The organism is Rhodovulum sp. DZ06, assembly GCF_050586345.1.
GTDB lineage: Bacteria > Pseudomonadota > Alphaproteobacteria > Rhodobacterales > Rhodobacteraceae > JBOCEF01.
Map to the genome: position 1 here is coordinate 1 of NZ_JBOCEF010000033.1, position 19,204 is coordinate 19,204.

Below are 19,204 nucleotides of genomic sequence, written 5' to 3' on the forward strand. Positions count from 1 at the left end.
GCGGTCGCGGGCGCCGCCTGAAACGGCGCGAGACGGTGAAGATGAGGCCCCCCGCCGGGAACGGCGGGGGGTTTTGCATGGAATCAGCGTTAACACGCGAAACCGATCAGTTTTCGGGAACGTTTCTCCTTCACACCTCCGGTCGTGCGGTGTTGCGGAGAAGCGGGATGCGTATGCGAAAGAGGGGCGGCGGCGCCTGGCGGCTCGCCGGGGCGTCGATGCTGGCGGCGGGCGCCGCGGCGGCCCATGAAGATTTTCCGGCCGAGTGGTGCGGCGGGCAGGATTGCCGCTTCGCCGAACCGGGCGAGCTGAACCCTGTCTGCGGCGGGATCGAGGTCGAGGCGCCCGAGGTGCGCTGGACCGTGCCCGCGCAGCAGCTCTCGGTCTGGAACGGCGAGCGGCCCGCGATCTGCGCCAAGTCCCGCAAGCTGAACCTGTGCAACCCCAACAAGGGCGACTGCACCGACCAGGAGGGGCTCGGGCTGCTGATCCCCGAGGACCGGATCGCGGCGCTGCGCAAGCGGATGGCCGCGATCTGCGTCGAGAAGCGCCAGGAAGCGGTGGATCGCGGGCAGACCGTGCCGGGGCTGGATGCGCCGCGGGGCGCCCTGCCGCCCGGGGGTCCGGTCTTCGTGCGCGGGGGCGGGGGCGGCGGTGGAGGCGGCGGCGGCGGAAGCCCGTCGCCCCGGCCCGACCGGGAGCGGCCGGACCGCGAGCCCCCGCCGCAGAAGCCGCCGGAGGCGACGGAAACCCTGACCGAGGAGAAGACGCTCTCCGTCATCCCGGTTCCGCCCGCGCTGCTGCTGATGGCGGCGCCGCTGGCGGCCTTCGGCTGGTTCGCGTCGCGCCGCAAGGGCTAGGCCGGGCCTGCGCCGCCCGCCGCCGCGCCCGCGCTCAGCCCAGCCGCATCTCGCGCCCGTCCGCCAGCCGCGCCAGCATCCGGGCGCCCGGGGCGCGCGCGATGATCCCGGCCGCCCGCCCCGGCCCCGCGGCGCAGAGCGCGGTGGAGAGGCCGTCGGCCAGCGTCGCCGAGGGCGCGCGCACCGTCACCGTCTCGAACCCCTCCGCCGCTGCGCCGCCCGGGGCGAGGATGTGCCCGCCCTGCCCCAGGAGCAGCGCGCCGGGGGCGCTGGTGGCCGCCGCCTCGCCCGCCGCCAGCCCCAGCGTGCCGAAGCCCGAGCCGAGCCGCCAGCCGCCGCCCAGCGCCCGGTACTCCCCGACATTGACCAGCGCGCGGTCGAACCCGTGCGCGGCCAGCGCCGCCGCGGCGCGGTCGGTGGCGAAGCCCTGGGCGATGCCATTAAGCGTAAGCGCCATGCCCGGCCGGTCGAAGGCGACGGCCCCCGGGTCGACGCGCACCCCGTCCCAGCCGACCAGCGCGCGGGCCTGCGCCAATGCCCCAGGCCCCGGCGCGCCGCGGCTCTCGGCCAGCAGGCGCCAGACCGGCTGCACGCTGGGGTCGAAGGCGCCGCCCGAAAGCGCGTGGACCCGCCCCGCCGCCTCCAGCAGCGCCAGCAGCTCGGCCGGGGGCGCATCCAGCCGCCCCGCCGCGTTCAGCCGCACCAACGCCGAGGCGGGATCGAACAGCGAGGCCGCGGCCTCGACCCGCCGGATCGCGTCAAGGGCGGCGGAGAGCGCGGGCTCCGCCCCCGCGCCGCGCAGGGTGATCGACGCCTCGGCCCCGAGCGCCCTGCCCCGCCACTCCACCTGCGGCGCGCGCGCGGCCAGCCCGACGCCTGCCGCGCAGGCGCTGAGGGCGATGAACCGGCGACGGGTCAGAAGGCCCGTCATGCCATCTCCTCCTGCTTCGCCCGCGCCGCCTGCGCCTTGCGGGCGGCGAGGATCAGCGGCACGCATTGCGCGCGGTCGTCATGGATGGTCACGCAGTCGAGGCACTGGAAGCACTCGTCATACTGGATCTTCCCCGACCGCTCGATGGCCTGGTAGCGGCAGCGCGCCTCGCACAGCCGGCACGGGGAGCCGCAGGCCTCGCGCCGCGGGATCCAGGCGCGGATGCGCAGTGCGTCGCCCAGCGCCAGCAGCGCGCCCAGCGGGCAGACATAGCGGCAGAAGCCCTTGAACAGCGTCATCCCGAGGACCAGCCAGAACCCGGCATAGACCACGTAGGGAATGTCGCGGATGAACCAGGTGGTGACGGCGGTCTTGAAGGGCTCGACCTCGACCATCGCGTCGGTGGCGGCGGGCGAGACCAGCGTGGCCACGGCCAGCGCCGCCAGCACGCCGTATTTCACCTTCTTCAGCCGCCGGTCCCAGGCGGCGGAGACCTTGCGCTGCTTCACCCCCGCCAGCCGCCCCGCATGGTGCGCGTATTCCTGCATCGCGCCGTACGGGCAGAGCCAGCCGCAGAAGAAGCCCCGCCCCCACATCACCAGGCCGATGATGGCGCCGCCCCAGATCACCAGGCTGAACGGGTCGTAGAGCAGGAACGCGAAGCTGCCCCCCTCGACACCCGTGCGCATCACCGCCAGCGGCGTGACGATCGAGAGCTGCCCCTGCCCCCACCAGCCGACGAAGACGATGACGAAGCCGAGCACGCCGAGGCGCAGCGCGGTGAACCGCTTCAGCCCCGCCATCCGCGACTGGCGCAGCGCCAGCGCGGCGCCCAGCAGCACCAGCATCCCGGCGGCGACGGCCAGGTCCGCCCCCCGCGCCAGCGCCGCCTCGACCCAGATCGGCATCGGTTCGGGCGGCGGCGGCGGGGCGATGTAGAACTCGGGCGCCGAGCGGATCTCGGCCGAGAAATCCGCGTGCCCCACCTGCGGCATGAAGGAGCCATGTTCGCGCAGCGCCCGCACCGTGATCTCCCACGCCCGCGTCGCGTCGAAGCCAAGCCGGGTGTCGGCGCGCAGGATCATGAACGCCCCCGGCTCGGGGACCGCGTCGTTCAGCCCCCCCAGCAGGTCGGCGTCGCGCAGCGCGATGGGCAGCCCGTCCTGCCGCGCGGACAGCAGCGCAGGCGCGGTGTTGCGCACGAAATCCTCCGCCACCAGCCCGTGGCGGCCGTAATCCATCACCAGGATCGGCGCGTTGAAGGGCTTGATCGACAGGAACTCCTGCAGCTCGGCGAAGGCGTCCGGGGACAGCGCCGCGCGGGCGGCGGCGGGCGGGCCGAGATCCACGACCACGAGGTCGAGATACGCGCCCCCCGGGTCGGCCTTCGCCTCGGGGTCGTCATCTTCCCACAGCGTGCCCGCGAACGCCGCGTCAGCCTCGGCATTGGTCACGAGGCGCCGATGCGCGAGGCCGCGGGCGAAGAGGTCGTCCCAGGACAGCTCCGGCATCATCGCAGGGTCGGGCCGCGGCGGCGCGGCGCCGCCCCCCGCCGGGCCGTCGCGCACCACCTTGAAGGCGGCGGCGAGGATGCTCTCATGCGCGATCCGCACCGAGGCGGTGGCCTTGGTCACGCCATCCAGCGCGATCCCGTCGCCCCCGCCCCCGGCCGCCCCGTACGGCACGCCGACGGTGATCTGGTCCGAGATCGACAGGCCCCGGTACTGGCGCAGGAATTCGTGCAACGGGGCGGAACCGAGGCCCGAGACGAAGATCGGCTCGTTATGCGCGATCAGCTCGACCTCGATGAAGCGCCCCTCGGCGTCGATCTCCACCAGCATGTCGATGGGCGCGCCCGAGAAGCCCGGCAGCGGCGCCAGCGGCGCGGTCTGGAACACGTGGCCCGCATCCGCGCCGTCGAGATTGACCAGCGTCCAGACGCCCTTGTCCGAGACCTGTTCGCCCAACTGGTAGGGCGGCTCGATGCGCGCGGCCAGCTCCTCGGGGGTGAGGAGCTCGGCCGCCTGCGCGGCGGCCCCGGTCGCGGCCAGGAGCGCGGAGAGGAATGCGGTACGCCATTTCATGGCGAGGACGCTGCCCGGCGGCGGGCGGCGCGGGAATAGGACTTTGGTTGGGGGCGGGCGCGTGTGGGGCGCCGCGGGGCGGATTGGCGCGAATTGCGGCGAAGGAACCAATCTGCCCCAAAAAGAGCTCGGGGTGCGATCTACGGCAAAAAACGCCGTCGCACCCCGAAAAGTCAGTGTAAATAGATGAAAATGACCCGAAGGACAGGATTGAAACTCCCCCACGGGTCGGGCCGCGAGATGGCCCAATGGTGGCGGAAATGTGTCCGAGCGTGAAATTTGGATCAAACAGTCGATTTCCGCGTGAAACCGCTCAATCCTTGGGCGTTTGCCCGAGGGGCGCCGCCAGCAGGGCGCGCAGGGCGGCGGCGCCCTCCCCCGCCCAGGCGGCATGGACCGGCAGGGGCATGGCGCGGCCGCGGAAATCGGGCGGCAGGCGGACGGCGTCCTTCTCGGTGGTCACCAGCATCGCCTGCTCGGCCGCGGCCTCCTGGATCAGGCGGCGCAGGGCGCGCGGGGTGAAGGGGGCGTGGTCCGGGAACGGGTGCGCGGCGCGCAGGTCGACGCCGAGGCCGCGCAGCGTGGCGAAGAACTTCTCGGGGCGGCCGATGCCGGCGAAGGCGACGACCCGCTGGCCGCGCCAGTCGATGCCGATGGGGCGCGGCTGCACCTGCCCTTCGAGCCGCGGCAGGGCGGCGAGGGCGGGCCAGTCGGCCAGGACCTGCGCGCGGGCGGCTTCGGGCCCGAGGATCACCGCCGCGTCCGCGCGCGCAAGGCCCGCGGGGACGGGTTCGCGCAAGGGTCCCGCGGGGATGCACATGCCGTTGCCGAACCCCGCCTCGGCGTCCACCACCAGCAGCGACAGGTTCTTGGCCAGCCCGGGGTTCTGGAACCCGTCGTCGAGCACGATGGCCTGCGCCCCCGCCGCGACGGCGGCCTTCGCCCCGGCGGCGCGGTCGGCGCAGACCCAGGTCGGCGCGAAGGCGGCGATCAGCTGCGCCTCGTCCCCCGTCACCTTCGGATCGTCCGACAGCTGCACCCGGTGCGGCGCGCCCTTCGAGGCCGTGCCGCCATGGCCGCGGGTGACGCAATGGGCGGCGACGCCCATCTCCGACAGCTCCTGCAACACGGCGATGGCGACGGGGGTCTTGCCGGTTCCCCCGGCGGACAGGTTGCCGATGCAGATCACCGGGACCGGCGCGGTCCAGTCCGGCGCCCGCGCCACCCTGCGCGCGGTGGCGGCGGCGTAGAGGGCCCCGAGGGGCGAGAGCAGGCGCGCCAGCAGCCCCGGCTTGCGGGACCAGAAGCGCGGGGCGCGGAGCATCATGGCGCGCCCTCCTGCGACGGCGGCGGCAGCAGCGGCGCCAGCAGCGCCATGGTCGCCGCCCGCGCGCCCCGCCCGTCGGGCAGCGCGGACCGGGCGGCGTCGGCCAGTGCGGCGCGGGCGGGCGCATCCCCAAGCAGGCGGATCACCGCATCGGCGAGGGCGGCGGAGGAGCGGACCTCCACCGCCCCGCCCGCCGCGGTGAGCGCGGCATAGTCGGGGGCGAAATTGGCCACGTGCGGCCCGTGCAGGATCGCGGCCCCGATCGCGGCGGGCTCATGCGGGTTATGCCCGCCGGTCTCGGACAGGGAGCCGCCGATGAAGGCGACGGGGGCGAGGCGCAGCCAGGCGCCCATCTCGCCCAGGGTGTCGAGGACATGCACCGCGTCCCCGGCTCCGGGCAGCGCATGTTCGGCGCCCCGGCGCGAGGCGCGCAGGCCGCGGGCGCGCAGGGCCTCGAGGATCTCCGGCCCCCGTTCGGGGTGGCGCGGGGCGATGAGGGTCAGCAGGCCCGGGATCGCGGCGGCGGCGCGGACATGGGCCTCCGCCGCCAGCGCCTCCTCCCCCGGATGGGTCGAGGCGGCGAGCCAGAGGGGGCGTCCGGCGGCGGCCTCGGCCAGCGCGGCGCGGGGGCCGGGAAGGTCCGGCGGCGCGACGCCGCCCTTGAGGGTGCCGGTCACCTCGGCCTTCGCGCCGAGGCCCGCGAGCCGCGCGGCGATCTCGGCGTCCTGCGCGCCGACCGCGTCGAAGGCCCCGAGCAGCGCCCGCGCCATGCCCGGCGCGAAGCGGGACCAGTTGCGGGCCGAGCCCTTCGACATGCGCGCGTTCACCAGCGCCATGGGGATGCCGCGGGCGCGGGTCTCGGACACCAGGAAGGGCCAGAGCTCGGATTCCGCCCAGATGGCGAGGTCGGGATGCCAGTGGTCGAGGAACCGCCGCGCGGCGGGGGCCACGTCGAGGGGCACGTATTGGTGGATGGCCCCCTTCGGCAGCCGCGCCGCCATCAGCCCCGCCGAGGTGACGGTCCCGGTGGTCATCAGGATGTTCAGGTCGGGCCGCGCCGCGCGCAGCGCCTCGACCAGCGTCAGCAGCGACAGCGCCTCGCCCACCGAGGCGCCGTGGAGCCAGACCAGCTTGCCGTCCGGGCGCGGCGCCCCGGCATGGCCGAGCCGTTCGCCGATGCGCGCCGGGTCCTCCTTCCCGCGCGCGGCGCGGCGGGAGAGGAGGGCGCGGCCCAGCGGCTCCGCCACGGCGGAGAGGGCGCGGTAGAGGGAGAGCGCGGCGCTCAAGACCCGGCGCGCTCCGCCTCGGGGCGCTCCGGCTCTGCCTCGGGCGCCGGCGGCCAGGGCGCAAGGCCCCCGCCCGTCACCCCCGGGCGGTCATCCGGGACGATGGGATCGCGGCCGAGGAAGGTGTCGACGCGGTGCGCGGCCTCGAGCATCGCCGCCTCGATCCGCAGCCGGTGCTCCTCGATCGTGGCCGGGTCGTCCGAGGTCGGGGCCGGGACCGGGCGGCCGAACAGGATCACGCCGCGGTCGAACGGAAGCGGCAGCATGAAGCGGTCCCAGCTGCGCAGCACCTTCGCGCGGCGGGTGGCATAGGCCCAGGGATAGACGGTCTTGCCGGTGCGCGCGGACAGCAGCGCGATGCCCGGCTGGCAGCGCATCCGCGGGCCGCGCGGCCCGTCGGGGGTCAGCGCGACGATGACGCGCCGGTCGCCCTTGAGCTTCTCCAGCGCCGCTTCCAGCGCCTCGCGCCCCTGCTTGTCCTTGTCCGGCTTGCGCCGGTCGGCGGAAGAGCCGCGGATCACGTCGATCCCGAAGCGCTTGACCGCGGCGGCGATCAGCTCGCCGTCGCGGTTGGCCGAGATGATGGCGTGAACCTCGAGCTGCCTGGTCATCAGCGCGGGGACGGCCAGAAGGCGGCCGTGCCAGATGCCGAGGATCACGTTGTCGGGGCCGTGGCGGACGGCGTCCTCCGCCTCGGGGCCGAGGATGGTCCAGCGCACGGTCCGGTGCACGAGGCGGATATACCCCGCCCCGAGCCGCGCGGCCAGGCCGCGCAGCAGGGGGTTGGATCGGATGGCGCGCAGGATGTCGGCCATGGGTCAGGCGGCGCCGCCCGGACGGGCGGTCAGCCCAGCTCCTCGGTCGGGGAGACTTCCTGCTCCTCGTCCCGCAGGCGGTGGATATGGGCGATGAAATAGCGCATGTGAGCGTCGTCCACGGTCCGCTGCGCGGCGGCCTTCCAGGCGTCATAGGCGCTGGCGTAGTCGGGGAACATGCCGACGATGTCGATCTTGTCGACGTCCGCGAAGGTGGTTTTCTGGGGGTCGACGAGCTCGCCGCCGAAGACGAGGTGCAGGCGCTGGGGCATGGGGTCGGTCCTCCGGGCTCGGGCCGCGCGCGCCGGGGAGGGGCGCGCCGGTCGGGAACGGGCGTCGGCGCGCGGCGCCGGGCCGTGGTGGAGCAAGGGCGTACCTTGGGCCGGGCGGGCGGTCAATGCGGCGCGCGCGCCCTTTGCATACAGCTGTACGCAATTCACGTTGATGGCGGGTCGGCGGCGGCGTTCGCGGCGCCGTTCGCGGCGCGGCCCGGATCGGCGCGCCCGGCGGCGGCACGCCGCCTCCGACGGCGAACGGGGGGCTTGCCCCCCTGAGCCGGCGGACGCCCCGGGGAGGGGCGCCTTTCCCGGGGAGCGGCCGTCCTCGGGGGGCATGGAGCCCCCGCTCGGCCGTCCGCGCCGCACCGCGCGCGGCAGGCGCGCAATACCAGGGACGGCGCGGCAGGCGCGCAAATCAGGGGGCGGCGCGGATGGGCGCCCCTCAGCCCGCGGCGCCCATCCGCGCCAGCAGCGGCCCGATCAGGCCCGGGGCGGCGGCGACCATGCCGTGGACCCGCGGATGCTCGGCATTGTAGCGCGCCGGGCGCCCGTCGCGGTCGCGCACCACCGCGCCCGCCTCGGTCGCGATCAGGTCGCCCGCGGCCACGTCCCATTCCCAGGCGGGCCGGAAGGTCACCATCGCGTCGAACCGCCCCTTGGCCACCAGGCAGAGCCGCCAGGCCAGCGAGGGCCGGAAGTTCGGCTTGATCCGCGGCGCCCCGCCCGGCCAATGCTCGGCCTTCAGGTGCGGGCCGGAGATCAGCGCCTGCGCCGCGTCCGGGTCCGTCGCGGCCGAGGGCGCGATGCGCGCGCCGTTGAGGAACGCGCCCCCGCCCTCGACCGCCCAGTACGTCTCCTCCCGCGCGGGAAGATGCACCACGGCGGCGCGGATCTTCCCGTCCACCGACAGGGCCAGCGCGTGCGAGAACCCGGCCTCGCCCGCGATGAAGGCGCGGGTGCCGTCGATCGGATCGACGATGAAGACCCGCTCATGCGACAGGCGCTTCGGGTCGTCCTCGGTCTCCTCCGACAGCCAGCCATGGTCGGGCCGCGCGGCCAGCAGGCGGGCGTGCAGCATCTCGTCGACCTCGAGATCGGCCTCGGAGACCGGGCCCAGCCCGCCCTCCTTGTCCCAGCTTTTCGGATCGGCGCGGAAATGGCGCAGCGCGATCTCGCCCGCCGCCTCGGCGGCGGCGCGCAGAAGGGCGAGGTCTTCGGCCCAGGGGGAGGCGCCCGGCGCGGGCGCGGAACCGGCCACGCGGTCAGACCCCGGCGACCGTCAGACCCTCGGCCACCAGCAGGCTCGGCGCGATCACGCCCAGCTCGGGGTTCGGGTCGTCAGCCGCCTCCAGCGCCGCCAGCATCCGGTGCAGGTTGCCGGCGATGGTCAGCTCGTTCACCGGGTAGACCACCGCGCCATCCTCGACCCAGAAGCCCGAGGCGCCGCGGGAATAGTCCCCGGTGGTGCCGTTGATCGAGGCGCCCATCAGCGAGGTGACGATCAGACCCCGGCCCATGCGCGCCGCCATCGCGTCCCGCGCCGCCGCCACCGGCGCGGCGAGGCGCAGGTTGGTGGTGGCGGGCGAGGGCGGCGAGGCCATGCCGCGCCCGGCATTGCCGGTGCTCTGCATCCCCAGCTTGCGGGCCGAGGCGAGGTCCAGCGTCCAGCCGTTCAGCACCCCGTCCGTCACGATCTCGCGCCGCGCGGCGCGCAGCCCCTCGGCGTCGAAGGGGCGCGAGGAGGGGCCGCGGACGCGGTCCGGTTCCTCGATCAGCGTGAAGCCCGCGGGCAGCACCGCTTCCCCGAGCTTTTCCGACAGCCAGGAGGCGCCGCGGGCCACCGCCGCGCCGTTGGCCGCCCCCACGAGGTGATGCAGCAAGGAGGTCGAGACCCGCTGGTCGAACAGCACCGGCACGGCGCCCGTCGGCGCGCGCCGCGGCGACATCCGCGCGACGGCCCGGCGCCCGGCCCGCGTCCCGATCCCCTCGGGGTCCGGCAGCGCGGCGAAGGCGCGGCGGGTCTCGGCGGCGTGGTCGCGCTCCATCTCCAGCCCCTCGCCGGCGATGGCCGAGGCATAGGTGGTGGCATGGGCGCGCGCGTAGCCGCCGGAAAACCCGTTGGTCGCGGCGAGGAACAGCTCGTTGCGCGACCAGGAGGCGCCGGCGCCGTCCATGCGGCTCACGCCCTCGACCGCCGCGGCGGCGGCCTCGGCGGCGAGCGACGCGGCCTCGAGCGCGGCGGGGGACGGGGGGCCGTCGGGGTCGTCGAGCTCCAGCGCGGCGGCGTCCCGCAGGTCCGCCGGGCAGAGCTGCTCGGGATCGGCAAGGCCGCACCACGGGTCCTCGGGCGCGGCCTTCGCCATCGCCACGGCGCGTTCGGCGAGGGCGCGCAGGGTCGGCGCGCGCAGGTCCGAGGCGCTGACGCAGGCCTGGCGCTTGCCGATCAGCACCCGCAGGCCGGCATCCACGCCCTCGGCGCGCTCGGCATGTTCCAGCCGCCCGTCCCGGGTCTCGGCCGAGAGGCTTTCGCCCGCGGCGACGACCACGTCGGCGGCGTCGGCCCCGGCGGATTTCGCCAGGTCCAGAAGCTGGGCGGCGACGTCCTGGAGGTTCGGTTTCGCCATCAGAGCGCCCCCAGCCCGTGGGCGATCAGCCCCAGCGCCGCCACGCCCTGCGCGGCGAAGGTGCAGGCCATGCCCGCCACGCGCAGGTTCAGCGGCATCGCGTCCTTCATGAAGCACAGCGCGTGCAGCGCCCGCCCGACCAGCAGCAGCAGGCCCAGCGCGTGGATCGCCACCGCGGGCGCACCCGCCAGCGCGGCCAGCGTGATCAGCCCGAGGGTGAGGGGGATCGTCTCCACCGCGTTTCCATGGGCGCGCACCGCGCGGTTCAGCGGGTCCTGCCCGCCATCGCCAAGGCTCACGCCCAGCGCCCGGCGCAGGCGCACCACGCGGATGGCGAGCGCCATCACCAGCAGGGTGCAGAGCCCGGCATAGAGCGCCGCGGCCGCGAGGGCCGGGGTCAGGGATGCCAGCATTGGTTCGGCCTCCGGTCAGTCCTGTCGCGGGGCGGGGGCGCCCCACCTCCGAAACGCGCGGGGCCCGGCCCGGCGCGTGCGGGGCGCCGACCGGGATCCGTCCACCCGCAACGGAGGGTTGCAGCGCGGGTCACGGGCCGCCCTGCATCGCTTACAACGGTTAACCACACCTGAAGCGGCGTCGCGAGAGTCGAAAATAGAAAACCCCGCCCGGTTCGGAAACGGGGCGGGTTTTTTTACCGGCACTGTCGCAATGATTGCACAGCTTTCGCCATATGCGCGAACCGGGCTGCCAGGCGGCCGGCGCCCCGTCCGCCTGGCGGACGCGGCGTTCCCGGTCCGTGGAGGCGGAAACGGGCGGATCAGTCCGCCAGTTCCGCGATTCCCCCGTGCGCGCCCGACCAGGCCAGCGGGTCCTCGAGGAACTTCTCCACCTCGTCCAGCACCGCGCCCTCGAACAGGCCCGAGGCGCGGGCATGGGGCAGCACGTCGGCCCAGGTGGCCAGCGCGTGCAGCTCGAGCCCGTGGCCGGCCAGGCGCTCGCGCGTGCCCTTGAAGGCGTCGTAGAAGAACACCACGAGGGTGTGCGAGCACTCGCCCCCCGCGGTGCGGATGGCTTCGGCGAACTTGACCTTGGAGCCGCCCTCGGTGGTCAGGTCCTCGACCAGCAGCACGCGGGCGCCTTCCTTCAGGTCCCCCTCGATCTGCGCGTCGCGCCCGAAGCCCTTGGGCTTCTTGCGCACGTAGAGCATCGGCAGGCCCATGCGCTCGGCGATCCAGGCGGCGAAGGGGATGCCCGCGGTCTCGCCGCCGGCGACGGCGTCGAACCGCTCCAGCCCCGCGTTGCGGGTGACCTGCTGCACGGCGAAGTCCATCAGGGCGGCGCGGATGCGCGGGTAGGAGATGAGCTTGCGGCAGTCGATATAGACCGGCGAGACGAGGCCCGAGGTCAGCGTGAAGGGCGGGTCGGCGCGGAAATGGACGGCGCCGATCTCGATCAGCGACTTGGCGGTGATCTCGGCGGCGGTCTCGGGCGCGGTGTAGGCGGTGGGGAACATCGGCGTCGTCCTTCGCGTCGGCGGGCTGGGGCGGGTTGGCGGGCGGGTCACGCGATAGACGATCCGCGGCCCCGCGCCAAGAGGCCGGAGGGGCGCAGGCGGCGGCGGGCGGCGGCGGGCAGGCTGCTAGAACCCCTCGTCGTGCAGGAACCGGGCGATGGCGCGCCAGATCGCGGCGCCGGGGCCGCGCGCGGGGCTCTCCATGAACCCCTCGTGCCGGGCGCCCTCGATACGCGCGAGGCGCCCGCGCGGGGCCGCGCGCATCCGCGACCGGATCGCGTCCGCCGACACCACCCGCTCGCCCGAGCCGACGAAGGCCAGCATCGGGATGTCGGGCGAGGGGCGGCCGCGCAGCTCGCGCAGCTCGTCGAAGGCGGCCGAGATGAAGCCGACCGAGGGCGCGCCCAGCGTCAGCTCGGGCCGCGCCTCGGCTTGGCGGCGCATCCAGGCGTAATGCTCGGGGTCCTCGGTGAAGGCGTTGCCCTCGAAATCATTGTCGAGGACATAGGTCCCGTTCGGCCCGTCGCTCATCGACACCTCGCGATGCGCCAGGCCCAGCGCCATGGCCCCGAGCGCGAAGCCCCGGGCGAAGAACCCCGCGGCGCCGTCGACGGGCATGCCCCAGAACGGGGCGGAGAAGATCGCGCCCTCGACCGACAGCCGCCCGTCGAGCATGGCGCGCAGGCCGATGGCGCCGCCCATGGAGTGGGCGACGAGGATGCGCGGCCCCGGCAGGTCCTGCACCGGCGCCCAGGCCAGCAGGGCGGCGACGTCGTCCTGGAATTCGTCGAAGCTGTCGACATGGCCGAGGCGCGGGCCGTGGCTGCGGGTCGAGAGGCCCTGCCCCCGCCAGTCCAGCGTCGCGACCCAGAAGCCCATGGCGGTGAAGCGGGCGATCACCCGCAGGTATTTCTCGATGTATTCCGTGCGGCCGGGGAACAGCAGGATCGTGCCGCGCGGCTTCCCCTCCCAGACCTGGGCGGGCCAGATCGCGGCGCGCAGGCGGCGGGGCGGGCCGTCGGCCGCGCCCCCCGCCGCGCCTCCGCCCGAGCGCAGCCAGGCCCGGTGCAGCGGCGCGGCGGGCCTGGGGCCGGTGAAGGCGAGGGCGGCGTAGACCGGGGGCGTGGGGCCGGGGAGCGCGCCGTCCTCCACGGGCACGAGCTGGCCCCGCGGCGGCGCGGCGGCGCTGAGCGAGAGGGCCGCGGCCTCGGGCGGCTGCGCGGGGGCGGCGAGCGCGTCGTCGGGCGCGTCGTCGGGTCCGGGTCCGCGCGGCGCGGCGGCCTCGGCGTCGGCCTCGGGCCCGGCCCCGGTCTCGGGCGCGGACTTCGCGGGGGCGGGGGCGGGATCGGACATGTCGGCTCTCCTGTCGGCGCGGGCCGCTGGCCCGGGCCGCGTGGCTTCGGCGTCTCCCATGGCGGGCAGTCTAGCGGCTCGGGTCGGGCCGCGGCGCGCCCCCGCCCGCGACGGGGCGCCGCGGGGGGCCTGGCCCGCCCGGGCCCGCGGGCGCCGCGGCGCCGGGCGGGGGCGCAGGCGCCGCCCGCCGCCCCCCGAATCGAACGCGCCCCGCCGGGCCGGGGCGGGGCGCGCATCACGGCCCCGGAACGCCCGGGGCGGCCCGCGCCGCCGCCCGCGCCCGGCGGGGCCGGGACGGCGGCGCGGATGTCGGCCCCTCAGCCCAGCGAGGACGCCAGGCCCATGGCGATCGACATGTCGCCGTCGATCTTCAGCTTGCCGGTCATGAAGGCCGAGGTCGGGTCCAGATCGCCCTCCATCATCGCGGTGAACGTGTCCTCGTCGGCGCTGATGGTGCAATCCGCCTCCGAATCGTCAAGCGTCACCGCCCCGTCCTCGACGCGGATGGCGCCGAGATCCGTCACCTCGAATTTCAGCGTCCCGGCCAGGTCGGCCCCGTCCAGCTGTTCGCGCAGCTTCGCCGCCGCGGCCTCAAGCTTCTCGCTCATTTGGGCATCTCTCCCGAAAGTCATCACGGGATCGCGCGCCGGACAGGACGTCCGGCAGTTCGCAATCGCGTCCCGAAGGGCTATGCTGCATATCGTGATGTGGATGAAAACCTTTCCCCGCCGTAACCGCGCCCCGGCCCGCCCGGGCGCCGCAACGGCCGCAACGCCCTGGGCCGCGGCGGTCCTGGCCTGCGTCGCCCCTTTCGCGGCCGCCACGGCGCAAGGAACGGACGGGGTGATTCCCCCGCCCGGCGCGCCGACGCCGCCCGAAATGCTCGCCCCCCTGCCCCCGGATGCGCCGGGGACGGAGTCGCCCGCCGGCGCCGTGGCCGGCGATCTCGCCCCCGAGCGGGGCGAGGCGCCGACCAAGAAGCAGCGCCTCGACGGGCTGTTCGAGGAACTCGCCGCCCTCGGGCCGGATGAGGAGGGCGCCCGCCGCCGCGTGGCCGGAGAGATCGGGCGGCTCTGGTCGCTCTCGGGCTCGGACACCATCGACCTTCTGCTGCGCCGCGGCCGCGAGGCGATGGAGGATGGCGACAACCACCGCGCGCTGGCCCATTTCTCGGCGCTGACGGACCACGCGCCCGGCTTCGCCGAGGGCTGGAACGCCCGCGCCACGGCCTTCTTCCTGCTCGAGGAATGGGGCATGGCGCTGGCGGATATCGAGCGGGCGCTGGAGCTTGAGCCGAGGCATTTCGGCGCCCTCACCGGCCTCGGGGTGATCCTCGAGAAGATCGACCGGCCGCAGGACGCCCTGCGCGCCTGGCGCCGCGCGCTGGAGGTCCACCCGCACCTGGAGCGGGCCGTCGAGGCGGTCGAGCGCCTTTCGGTCGAGGTCGAGGGGCGCGACATCTGATTCGCCCCCCCGGTCCGCCGCCGGATGCGCGGCGGGCCTTTGAAGGAAATCCATCCATGCGCAGCGACGATCTCGCCGCCTTCAAGGCGCAGCTCGAAGCGCAGTTCGAGGCCGACGAGAAGGCCCGGCGCGACAAGGCGCGCGAGAAGGCGCAGGACATGCGCCGCGCCCTGCGCCGCGCCGCCGGGGTGCATGACCCCGCCCCGGCCCCGGCCGAGGCCCGCGGCAAGGGCAAGGGGGCGAAGGCCCCCGCCGCCGCCGCGAAGCGCCCCGCCGCCCCGCGCCCCGCGCCGCCGCCGATCCAGGCGGCGCCCGCGGCCGAGGGGGTCACGGCCATGCTCGGCCCCACCAATACCGGCAAGACCCATTACGCGGTCGAGCGGATGCTCTCGCACCATACCGGCGTCATGGGCTTCCCGCTGCGGCTTCTGGCGCGCGAGGTCTATGACCGCGTCGTCGCCCTGCGCGGGCCGTCCGTCGTCGCGCTGGTGACGGGCGAGGAGAAGATCGCCCCCCCGCGCGCCCGCTACTGGATCTGCACGGTCGAGGCGATGCCGGTGGACCAGGGCCACGATTTCCTCGCGGTCGACGAGATCCAGATGTGCGCCGACCCGGACCGGGGCCACGTGTTCACCGACCGGCTGCTGCACGCGCGCGGCGCGAAGGAGACGCTGTTCCTCGGCGCCTCGACCATGCGCAGCCGAATCGCCGAGCTGATCCCCGGGGCGAAGTTCGAGCGGCGCGACCGCTTCTCCACCCTCTCCTATTCCGGCTCACGCAAACTCTCGCGGATGCCGGGGCGGTCCGCCGTCGTCGGCTTCTCGGTCGACAACGTCTATGCCATCGCCGAGCTGATGCGCCGCCAGAAGGGCGGGGCGGCGGTGGTGATGGGCGCCCTTTCCCCGCGCACGCGCAACGCGCAGGTGTCGCTCTACCAGAACGGCGATGTCGATCACCTGGTGGCGACGGACGCCATCGGCATGGGGCTGAACCTCGACGTCAAGCACGTCGCCTTCTCGGCGTCCTCCAAGTTCGACGGCCGCCGGTTCCGGGACCTGATGCCGCATGAGCTCGGCCAGATCGCAGGCCGTGCAGGACGTTACAAGGATGATGGAACCTTCGGCGTGACCGGAGAGGCCCGCCCCTTCGACCCCGACCTGGCGCAGGCGATCGAGCAGCACCGCTACGCGCCGGTGGCGAAACTGTGCTGGCGCAACGCGCGCCTGTCCTGGGGCTCCATCGACCAGCTGATCCTGTCGCTCGAGGCGCCGCCGACCCTGCCGGGGCTGGTGCGCGCGCGCGAGGCGGACGACCTGATGTCGCTGCGCCTGATGGGCCGGGACGAGGAGATCCGGGCGATGGCCATGGGCCCGTCCGAGGTGAAGCTGCTGTGGGAGGTCTGCCGGGTCCCCGATTTCCGCAAGACCTCGCCGCATGATCATGTAGGATTGCTGTCGCGGATTTACCGGTTCCTCCTTTCCGAACGCGGCTGTATACCCTCGGACTGGATGGCGGGTCAGATCCGCCGCGTGGACCGGGTGGACGGCGACATCGACGCGCTGGCCAAGCGGCTCGCCTATATCCGCACCTGGACCTACGTCGCCAATCGGGGGGGATGGGTCCAGGAGGCGGCGACGTGGCGAGACGCGACCCGTGATGTCGAAGATCGGCTGTCGGATGCACTGCATGCGCGGCTGACCCAAAGATTCGTCGATCGCCGCACCTCGGTGTTGATGCGGCGCTTGAAGCAGAAGGAGGCCCTGGTGGCGGACGTGAACGAAGCGGGCGAGGTGAGCGTGGAAGGTCACCTGCTCGGGCGGATCGATGGATTCCGCTTCACCCCGGACCCCGAGGCGACGGGCGACGAGGCGAAAACCCTGCGTGCGGCCTCGACCGAGGCGCTGGCCTCCGAGTTCTCGCGGCGGGCGGACAAGCTCTACAACGCGCCGGACGCGGAGATCGACCTGACCGACCAGGGCGGGCTGATGTGGGGCGAGCATGCCGTGGGCAAGCTGGTGGCGGGGCCGGACCCGCTCAAGCCCGAGGTGAAGCCCTTCGTCGACGACATCGCCGGCGACGACGTGGCGACGCGCGTGCAGCGCCGCCTGACCCACTGGGTGAACCGGCGGATCGAGGCGCAGTTCGAGCCGCTGATCAAGCTGCGGGACGACGAGGCGCTGACGGGGCTGGCGCGCGGGCTGGCCTTCCAGCTGGTCGAGGCGCTGGGCGTGATCCCGCGCCCGCAGATCGCCAAGGACGTCAAGGAACTCGACCAGGACGGGCGCGCGCAGCTCCGGAAGCACGGCGTGCGCTTCGGCCAGCACACCGTGTTCATGCCGCTCCTGCTCAAACCCGCGCCAACGCGCCTGCGCATCGTGCTGTGGTCGCTGTCCCAGGGCTTCGAGGAGTTCCCGAGCCCGCTGCAGCCCGGCATCGTCACCGCCCCGGCGGATGAGAGCGCCCCCGAGGGGTTCTACCCGCGCGCGGGCTACCGGCTCGCCGGGACCCGCACCATCCGCATCGACATGCTCGAGCGTCTCGCCGATCTCGTGCGCGCCCATGACGGCCGCGCGGGCTTCGAGGCGACGCCGGACATGCTCTCGATCACCGGCTGCACGCTCGACCAGTTCGCCGAGCTGATGCAGGGCCTCGGCTGGAAGGCCGAGAAGGGCGAGCGCCCGAAGGTGAAGGGCCCGGCCGAGACCCCGTCCAAGGCCGCCAAGGCCGAGGCCGAGGCGTCGAAGCCCGAAGAGGCCGCCGAGGGTGAGGCTGCTGCCGAGGCTGCGGCCGAGACTGCGGCCGAGGGCGACGCGCCCGCGGAAGCCGTCGCCGAGACGCCCGTGCCGGACGCGGCGGCTGAAGCGGCCCCCGAAGCGGTGGAGACCGCCGAAGCGGCGCCCGAGGCGCCCGAGGCCGAGGCTGAAGCCGCGGGTGAAGAGCCCGCCGAGATGCAGGTCTTCTACACCTTCACCTGGGCCCCGCGCCCGCGCCATGGCGGCGGCCCGCGCCGTCGTCCCGGCGGCGGCCAGCGCCAGGACGGCGCCGAGGCCGGGGGGCGTGACGGCGCCCGCGAAGGCGGTCGTGGCCGCGAGGGCGGCGGCGGCAAGCCGCGCGGCAAGGGCGGCGACGGCGAGCGTCGCGGCGGCGGCGGCCCGAAGGGCGGCGGCAAGGGCAAGGGCGGGCCGAAGGGCAAACCGCGCGACGCCGGGCCGCGCACCTTCACCGCGCGCCCCCAGAACGACAAGGGCAAGGCCGTGGACCCGGACAACCCCTTCGCCGCGCTGGCCGCGCTGAAGGACAAGTCCTGATCCCTTGGCCGGACGCGGACGCAAACTGACCGACGCGGCGGCGCCCCAGGGTGCCGCCGCAGCCGATTCCGGGGCCCCCGGAAGCCCGGCGCCCGGCGCGGGGCCTTCCCTGCGCGTGGACAAGTGGCTCTGGCACGCGCGGTTCCTCAAGACCCGCAGCCTCGCCGCGAAACATGTCGGCGCCGAGGGCGTGCGCATCAACGGAACCCGCACCGTCAAACCCGCCGCGAACGTGCGGGCGGGCGACGTGCTGGTCTTTCCCCTCGGACCCCATGTGCGCACCATCAAGGTGATCGCCCTCGGGGAACGCCGCGGCCCTGCGCCCGAGGCGCAGGCGCTCTATGAAGACCTCGCGCCCCCGCCGCCCCGCGCGCCCGCCGCGCCCGACGCGCCGCCCCGGCGCGACCCGGGCGCCGGGCGGCCCACCGGGCGCGACCGGCGCGCCCTCGACAAGCTGCGCGGCGAGCCGGGGGCCGAGTAGTCCCCCGCGGCGCGGCCATGCCGCCCGGCCCCACCCTCTTCCCGCCCACCCTCTTCCCGCCCACCCTCTTCCCGCCTGCCCTCTTCCCGCCTGCCCTCTTGCCGCCGCGCCGCGCCGGGCCGGATCACGTCTGCGTGCGCCGCGGCGCCGCCCCTGCCCGCGTCCGGCGCGGACGAGCGCCCCCCGCACGCCCCTTGCACCGACCAGGCGTCCGCCCCGGCCCGCGGGCGACGAAATGACCGTCCCTGCCCCTGCGTCAGCGGCGCCCGCGGCCTTGCGCCCCGCCGCCCGGGGCCATAAGACGACCCCTGCGGCAGGTGCGAGACGCGCCCGCCGCGCCGCAGCGCCAAGGACCCCGAAGGACCCCCGCCATGACCTACGTCGTCGTCGACAACTGCATCGCCTGCAAATACACCGACTGCGTCGAGGTCTGCCCCGTGGACTGTTTCTACGAGGGCGAGAACATGCTCGTCATCCACCCGGATGAGTGCATCGACTGCGGCGTGTGCGAGCCCGAGTGCCCGGCCGAGGCGATCAAGCCCGACACCGAGCCGGGCATGGAAGAATGGGTCGAGTTCAACCGCAAGTGGTCCGAGGCCTGGCCGAACACGACCACCAAGCAGGATCCGCTTCCCGAGGCCGAGAAATACGACGGCGTCGCGAACAAGCTTAACGAGATGTTTTCCGAGGCGCCCGGCCAGGGCGACTGATCATTTCGTGGGCGGAGTGATTCTCCGCCCCGCGCCGCGCGGCCTGCCGCGCCGCCGGTGAATCGGGCCTTTCGGGCGCTTTCAGCGCTTTGCAAGCCCCAAAATCCGCGCCGCACGGCGCGCGAGGGCCGGTTTTTCGCACCGCAATGGTGGGAATCCGCCTCTTGTCGTGCTATATATCCGTCATACACACTTCCGGGACAAGTCCGCAG

At 74.5% G+C, this 19,204-nt stretch carries 17 protein-coding genes; 5 read left to right on the forward strand and 12 right to left on the reverse strand.

Going from position 1 to position 19,204, the window contains the following annotated elements; genetic code table 11:
• Positions 1-167 precede the first annotated feature (167 nt).
• Entirely contained in the window at positions 168-860 is a 693-nt protein-coding gene (locus ACQ5SO_RS14205) for a hypothetical protein (RefSeq protein ID WP_430942273.1), read from the forward strand.
• Positions 861-894: 34 nt separating this feature from the next.
• On the opposite strand, the gene ACQ5SO_RS14210 is transcribed toward ACQ5SO_RS14205, so the two are convergent.
• From ACQ5SO_RS14210 to ACQ5SO_RS14265, 12 genes are all read right to left on the reverse strand, one after another.
• Entirely contained in the window at positions 895-1,791 is an 897-nt protein-coding gene (locus ACQ5SO_RS14210) for an FAD:protein FMN transferase (RefSeq protein ID WP_430942274.1), read from the reverse strand.
• The gene (locus tag ACQ5SO_RS14215) at positions 1,788-3,875 is read right to left on the reverse strand and encodes a 4Fe-4S binding protein (RefSeq protein WP_430942275.1); all 2,088 of its coding nucleotides are present in this window, start codon (positions 3,873-3,875) and stop codon (positions 1,788-1,790) included. Before ACQ5SO_RS14215 ends, ACQ5SO_RS14210 begins: the two co-directional genes overlap by 4 nt.
• 313 nt (positions 3,876-4,188) lie before the next feature.
• Positions 4,189-5,202 (reverse strand): tetraacyldisaccharide 4'-kinase, encoded by a 1,014-nt coding sequence (gene lpxK, locus ACQ5SO_RS14220; protein WP_430942276.1) that lies wholly within the window; start codon positions 5,200-5,202, stop codon positions 4,189-4,191.
• On the reverse strand, positions 5,199-6,488 hold the full coding sequence (locus tag ACQ5SO_RS14225) for a 3-deoxy-D-manno-octulosonic acid transferase (RefSeq protein WP_430942277.1): 1,290 nt from the start codon (positions 6,486-6,488) through the stop codon (positions 5,199-5,201). The genes lpxK and ACQ5SO_RS14225 overlap by 4 nt, the downstream gene beginning before the upstream one ends.
• Positions 6,485-7,303: a lysophospholipid acyltransferase family protein gene (locus ACQ5SO_RS14230; RefSeq protein ID WP_430942278.1), complete on the reverse strand. Its 819-nt coding sequence runs from the start codon at positions 7,301-7,303 to the stop codon at positions 6,485-6,487. Before ACQ5SO_RS14230 ends, ACQ5SO_RS14225 begins: the two co-directional genes overlap by 4 nt.
• 29 nt (positions 7,304-7,332) lie before the next feature.
• Positions 7,333-7,575: a DUF4170 domain-containing protein gene (locus tag ACQ5SO_RS14235; protein ID WP_430942279.1), complete on the reverse strand. Its 243-nt coding sequence runs from the start codon at positions 7,573-7,575 to the stop codon at positions 7,333-7,335.
• Positions 7,576-8,023: 448 nt separating this feature from the next.
• On the reverse strand, positions 8,024-8,839 hold the full coding sequence (locus ACQ5SO_RS14240) for a 3'(2'),5'-bisphosphate nucleotidase CysQ (protein WP_430942280.1): 816 nt from the start codon (positions 8,837-8,839) through the stop codon (positions 8,024-8,026).
• 4 nt (positions 8,840-8,843) lie between these two features.
• Complete coding sequence (locus tag ACQ5SO_RS14245; protein WP_430942281.1) at positions 8,844-10,205, reverse strand: TldD/PmbA family protein; 1,362 nt, start codon at positions 10,203-10,205, stop codon at positions 8,844-8,846.
• On the reverse strand, positions 10,205-10,618 hold the full coding sequence (locus ACQ5SO_RS14250) for an MAPEG family protein (protein WP_430942282.1): 414 nt from the start codon (positions 10,616-10,618) through the stop codon (positions 10,205-10,207). The genes ACQ5SO_RS14245 and ACQ5SO_RS14250 overlap by 1 nt, the downstream gene beginning before the upstream one ends.
• A 362-nt stretch (positions 10,619-10,980) precedes the next feature.
• On the reverse strand, positions 10,981-11,676 hold the full coding sequence (locus ACQ5SO_RS14255; RefSeq protein ID WP_430942283.1) for an orotate phosphoribosyltransferase: 696 nt from the start codon (positions 11,674-11,676) through the stop codon (positions 10,981-10,983).
• A 126-nt stretch (positions 11,677-11,802) separates the two neighbouring features.
• Positions 11,803-13,029 carry an alpha/beta fold hydrolase gene (locus tag ACQ5SO_RS14260; RefSeq protein WP_430942284.1) on the reverse strand — a complete coding sequence of 409 codons (1,227 nt, stop codon included), beginning with the start codon at positions 13,027-13,029 and terminating at the stop codon, positions 11,803-11,805.
• 317 nt (positions 13,030-13,346) lie between these two features.
• Complete coding sequence (locus tag ACQ5SO_RS14265; RefSeq protein WP_430942285.1) at positions 13,347-13,637, reverse strand: SCP2 sterol-binding domain-containing protein; 291 nt, start codon at positions 13,635-13,637, stop codon at positions 13,347-13,349.
• A 235-nt stretch (positions 13,638-13,872) separates the two neighbouring features.
• Here ACQ5SO_RS14265 and ACQ5SO_RS14270 point away from each other — a divergent pair, with 235 nt between their 5' ends.
• From ACQ5SO_RS14270 to fdxA, 4 genes are all read left to right on the forward strand, one after another.
• Positions 13,873-14,493, forward strand: coding sequence for a tetratricopeptide repeat protein (locus ACQ5SO_RS14270; protein WP_430942286.1), 621 nt, complete (start codon positions 13,873-13,875; stop codon positions 14,491-14,493).
• A gap of 335 nt (positions 14,494-14,828) precedes the next feature.
• Entirely contained in the window at positions 14,829-17,801 is a 2,973-nt protein-coding gene (locus ACQ5SO_RS14275; RefSeq protein WP_430942315.1) for a helicase-related protein, read from the forward strand.
• A gap of 109 nt (positions 17,802-17,910) precedes the next feature.
• Positions 17,911-18,282 (forward strand): RNA-binding S4 domain-containing protein, encoded by a 372-nt coding sequence (locus tag ACQ5SO_RS14280; RefSeq protein ID WP_430942316.1) that lies wholly within the window; start codon positions 17,911-17,913, stop codon positions 18,280-18,282.
• A gap of 371 nt (positions 18,283-18,653) precedes the next feature.
• A complete protein-coding gene (fdxA, locus tag ACQ5SO_RS14285) occupies positions 18,654-18,992 on the forward strand; it encodes a ferredoxin FdxA (protein WP_430942287.1) in 339 nt (112 codons plus the stop codon).
• Positions 18,993-19,204: the final 212 nt, after the last annotated feature.

Bases quoted from the DNA above. Each gene is read 5' to 3' on its own strand.
- ACQ5SO_RS14205 (WP_430942273.1), top strand. From the start codon at position 168: ATGCGTATGCGAAAGAGGGGCGGCGGCGCCTGGCGGCTCGCCGGGGCG.
- ACQ5SO_RS14210 (WP_430942274.1), bottom strand. From the start codon at position 1,791: ATGACGGGCCTTCTGACCCGTCGCCGGTTCATCGCCCTCAGCGCCTGC.
- ACQ5SO_RS14215 (WP_430942275.1), bottom strand. From the start codon at position 3,875: ATGAAATGGCGTACCGCATTCCTCTCCGCGCTCCTGGCCGCGACCGGG.
- lpxK (WP_430942276.1), bottom strand. From the start codon at position 5,202: ATGATGCTCCGCGCCCCGCGCTTCTGGTCCCGCAAGCCGGGGCTGCTG.
- ACQ5SO_RS14230 (WP_430942278.1), bottom strand. From the start codon at position 7,303: ATGGCCGACATCCTGCGCGCCATCCGATCCAACCCCCTGCTGCGCGGC.
- ACQ5SO_RS14235 (WP_430942279.1), bottom strand. From the start codon at position 7,575: ATGCCCCAGCGCCTGCACCTCGTCTTCGGCGGCGAGCTCGTCGACCCC.
- ACQ5SO_RS14245 (WP_430942281.1), bottom strand. From the start codon at position 10,205: ATGGCGAAACCGAACCTCCAGGACGTCGCCGCCCAGCTTCTGGACCTG.
- ACQ5SO_RS14250 (WP_430942282.1), bottom strand. From the start codon at position 10,618: ATGCTGGCATCCCTGACCCCGGCCCTCGCGGCCGCGGCGCTCTATGCC.
- ACQ5SO_RS14255 (WP_430942283.1), bottom strand. From the start codon at position 11,676: ATGTTCCCCACCGCCTACACCGCGCCCGAGACCGCCGCCGAGATCACC.
- ACQ5SO_RS14260 (WP_430942284.1), bottom strand. From the start codon at position 13,029: ATGTCCGATCCCGCCCCCGCCCCCGCGAAGTCCGCGCCCGAGACCGGG.
- ACQ5SO_RS14265 (WP_430942285.1), bottom strand. From the start codon at position 13,637: ATGAGCGAGAAGCTTGAGGCCGCGGCGGCGAAGCTGCGCGAACAGCTG.
- ACQ5SO_RS14275 (WP_430942315.1), top strand. From the start codon at position 14,829: ATGCTCGGCCCCACCAATACCGGCAAGACCCATTACGCGGTCGAGCGG.
- fdxA (WP_430942287.1), top strand. From the start codon at position 18,654: ATGACCTACGTCGTCGTCGACAACTGCATCGCCTGCAAATACACCGAC.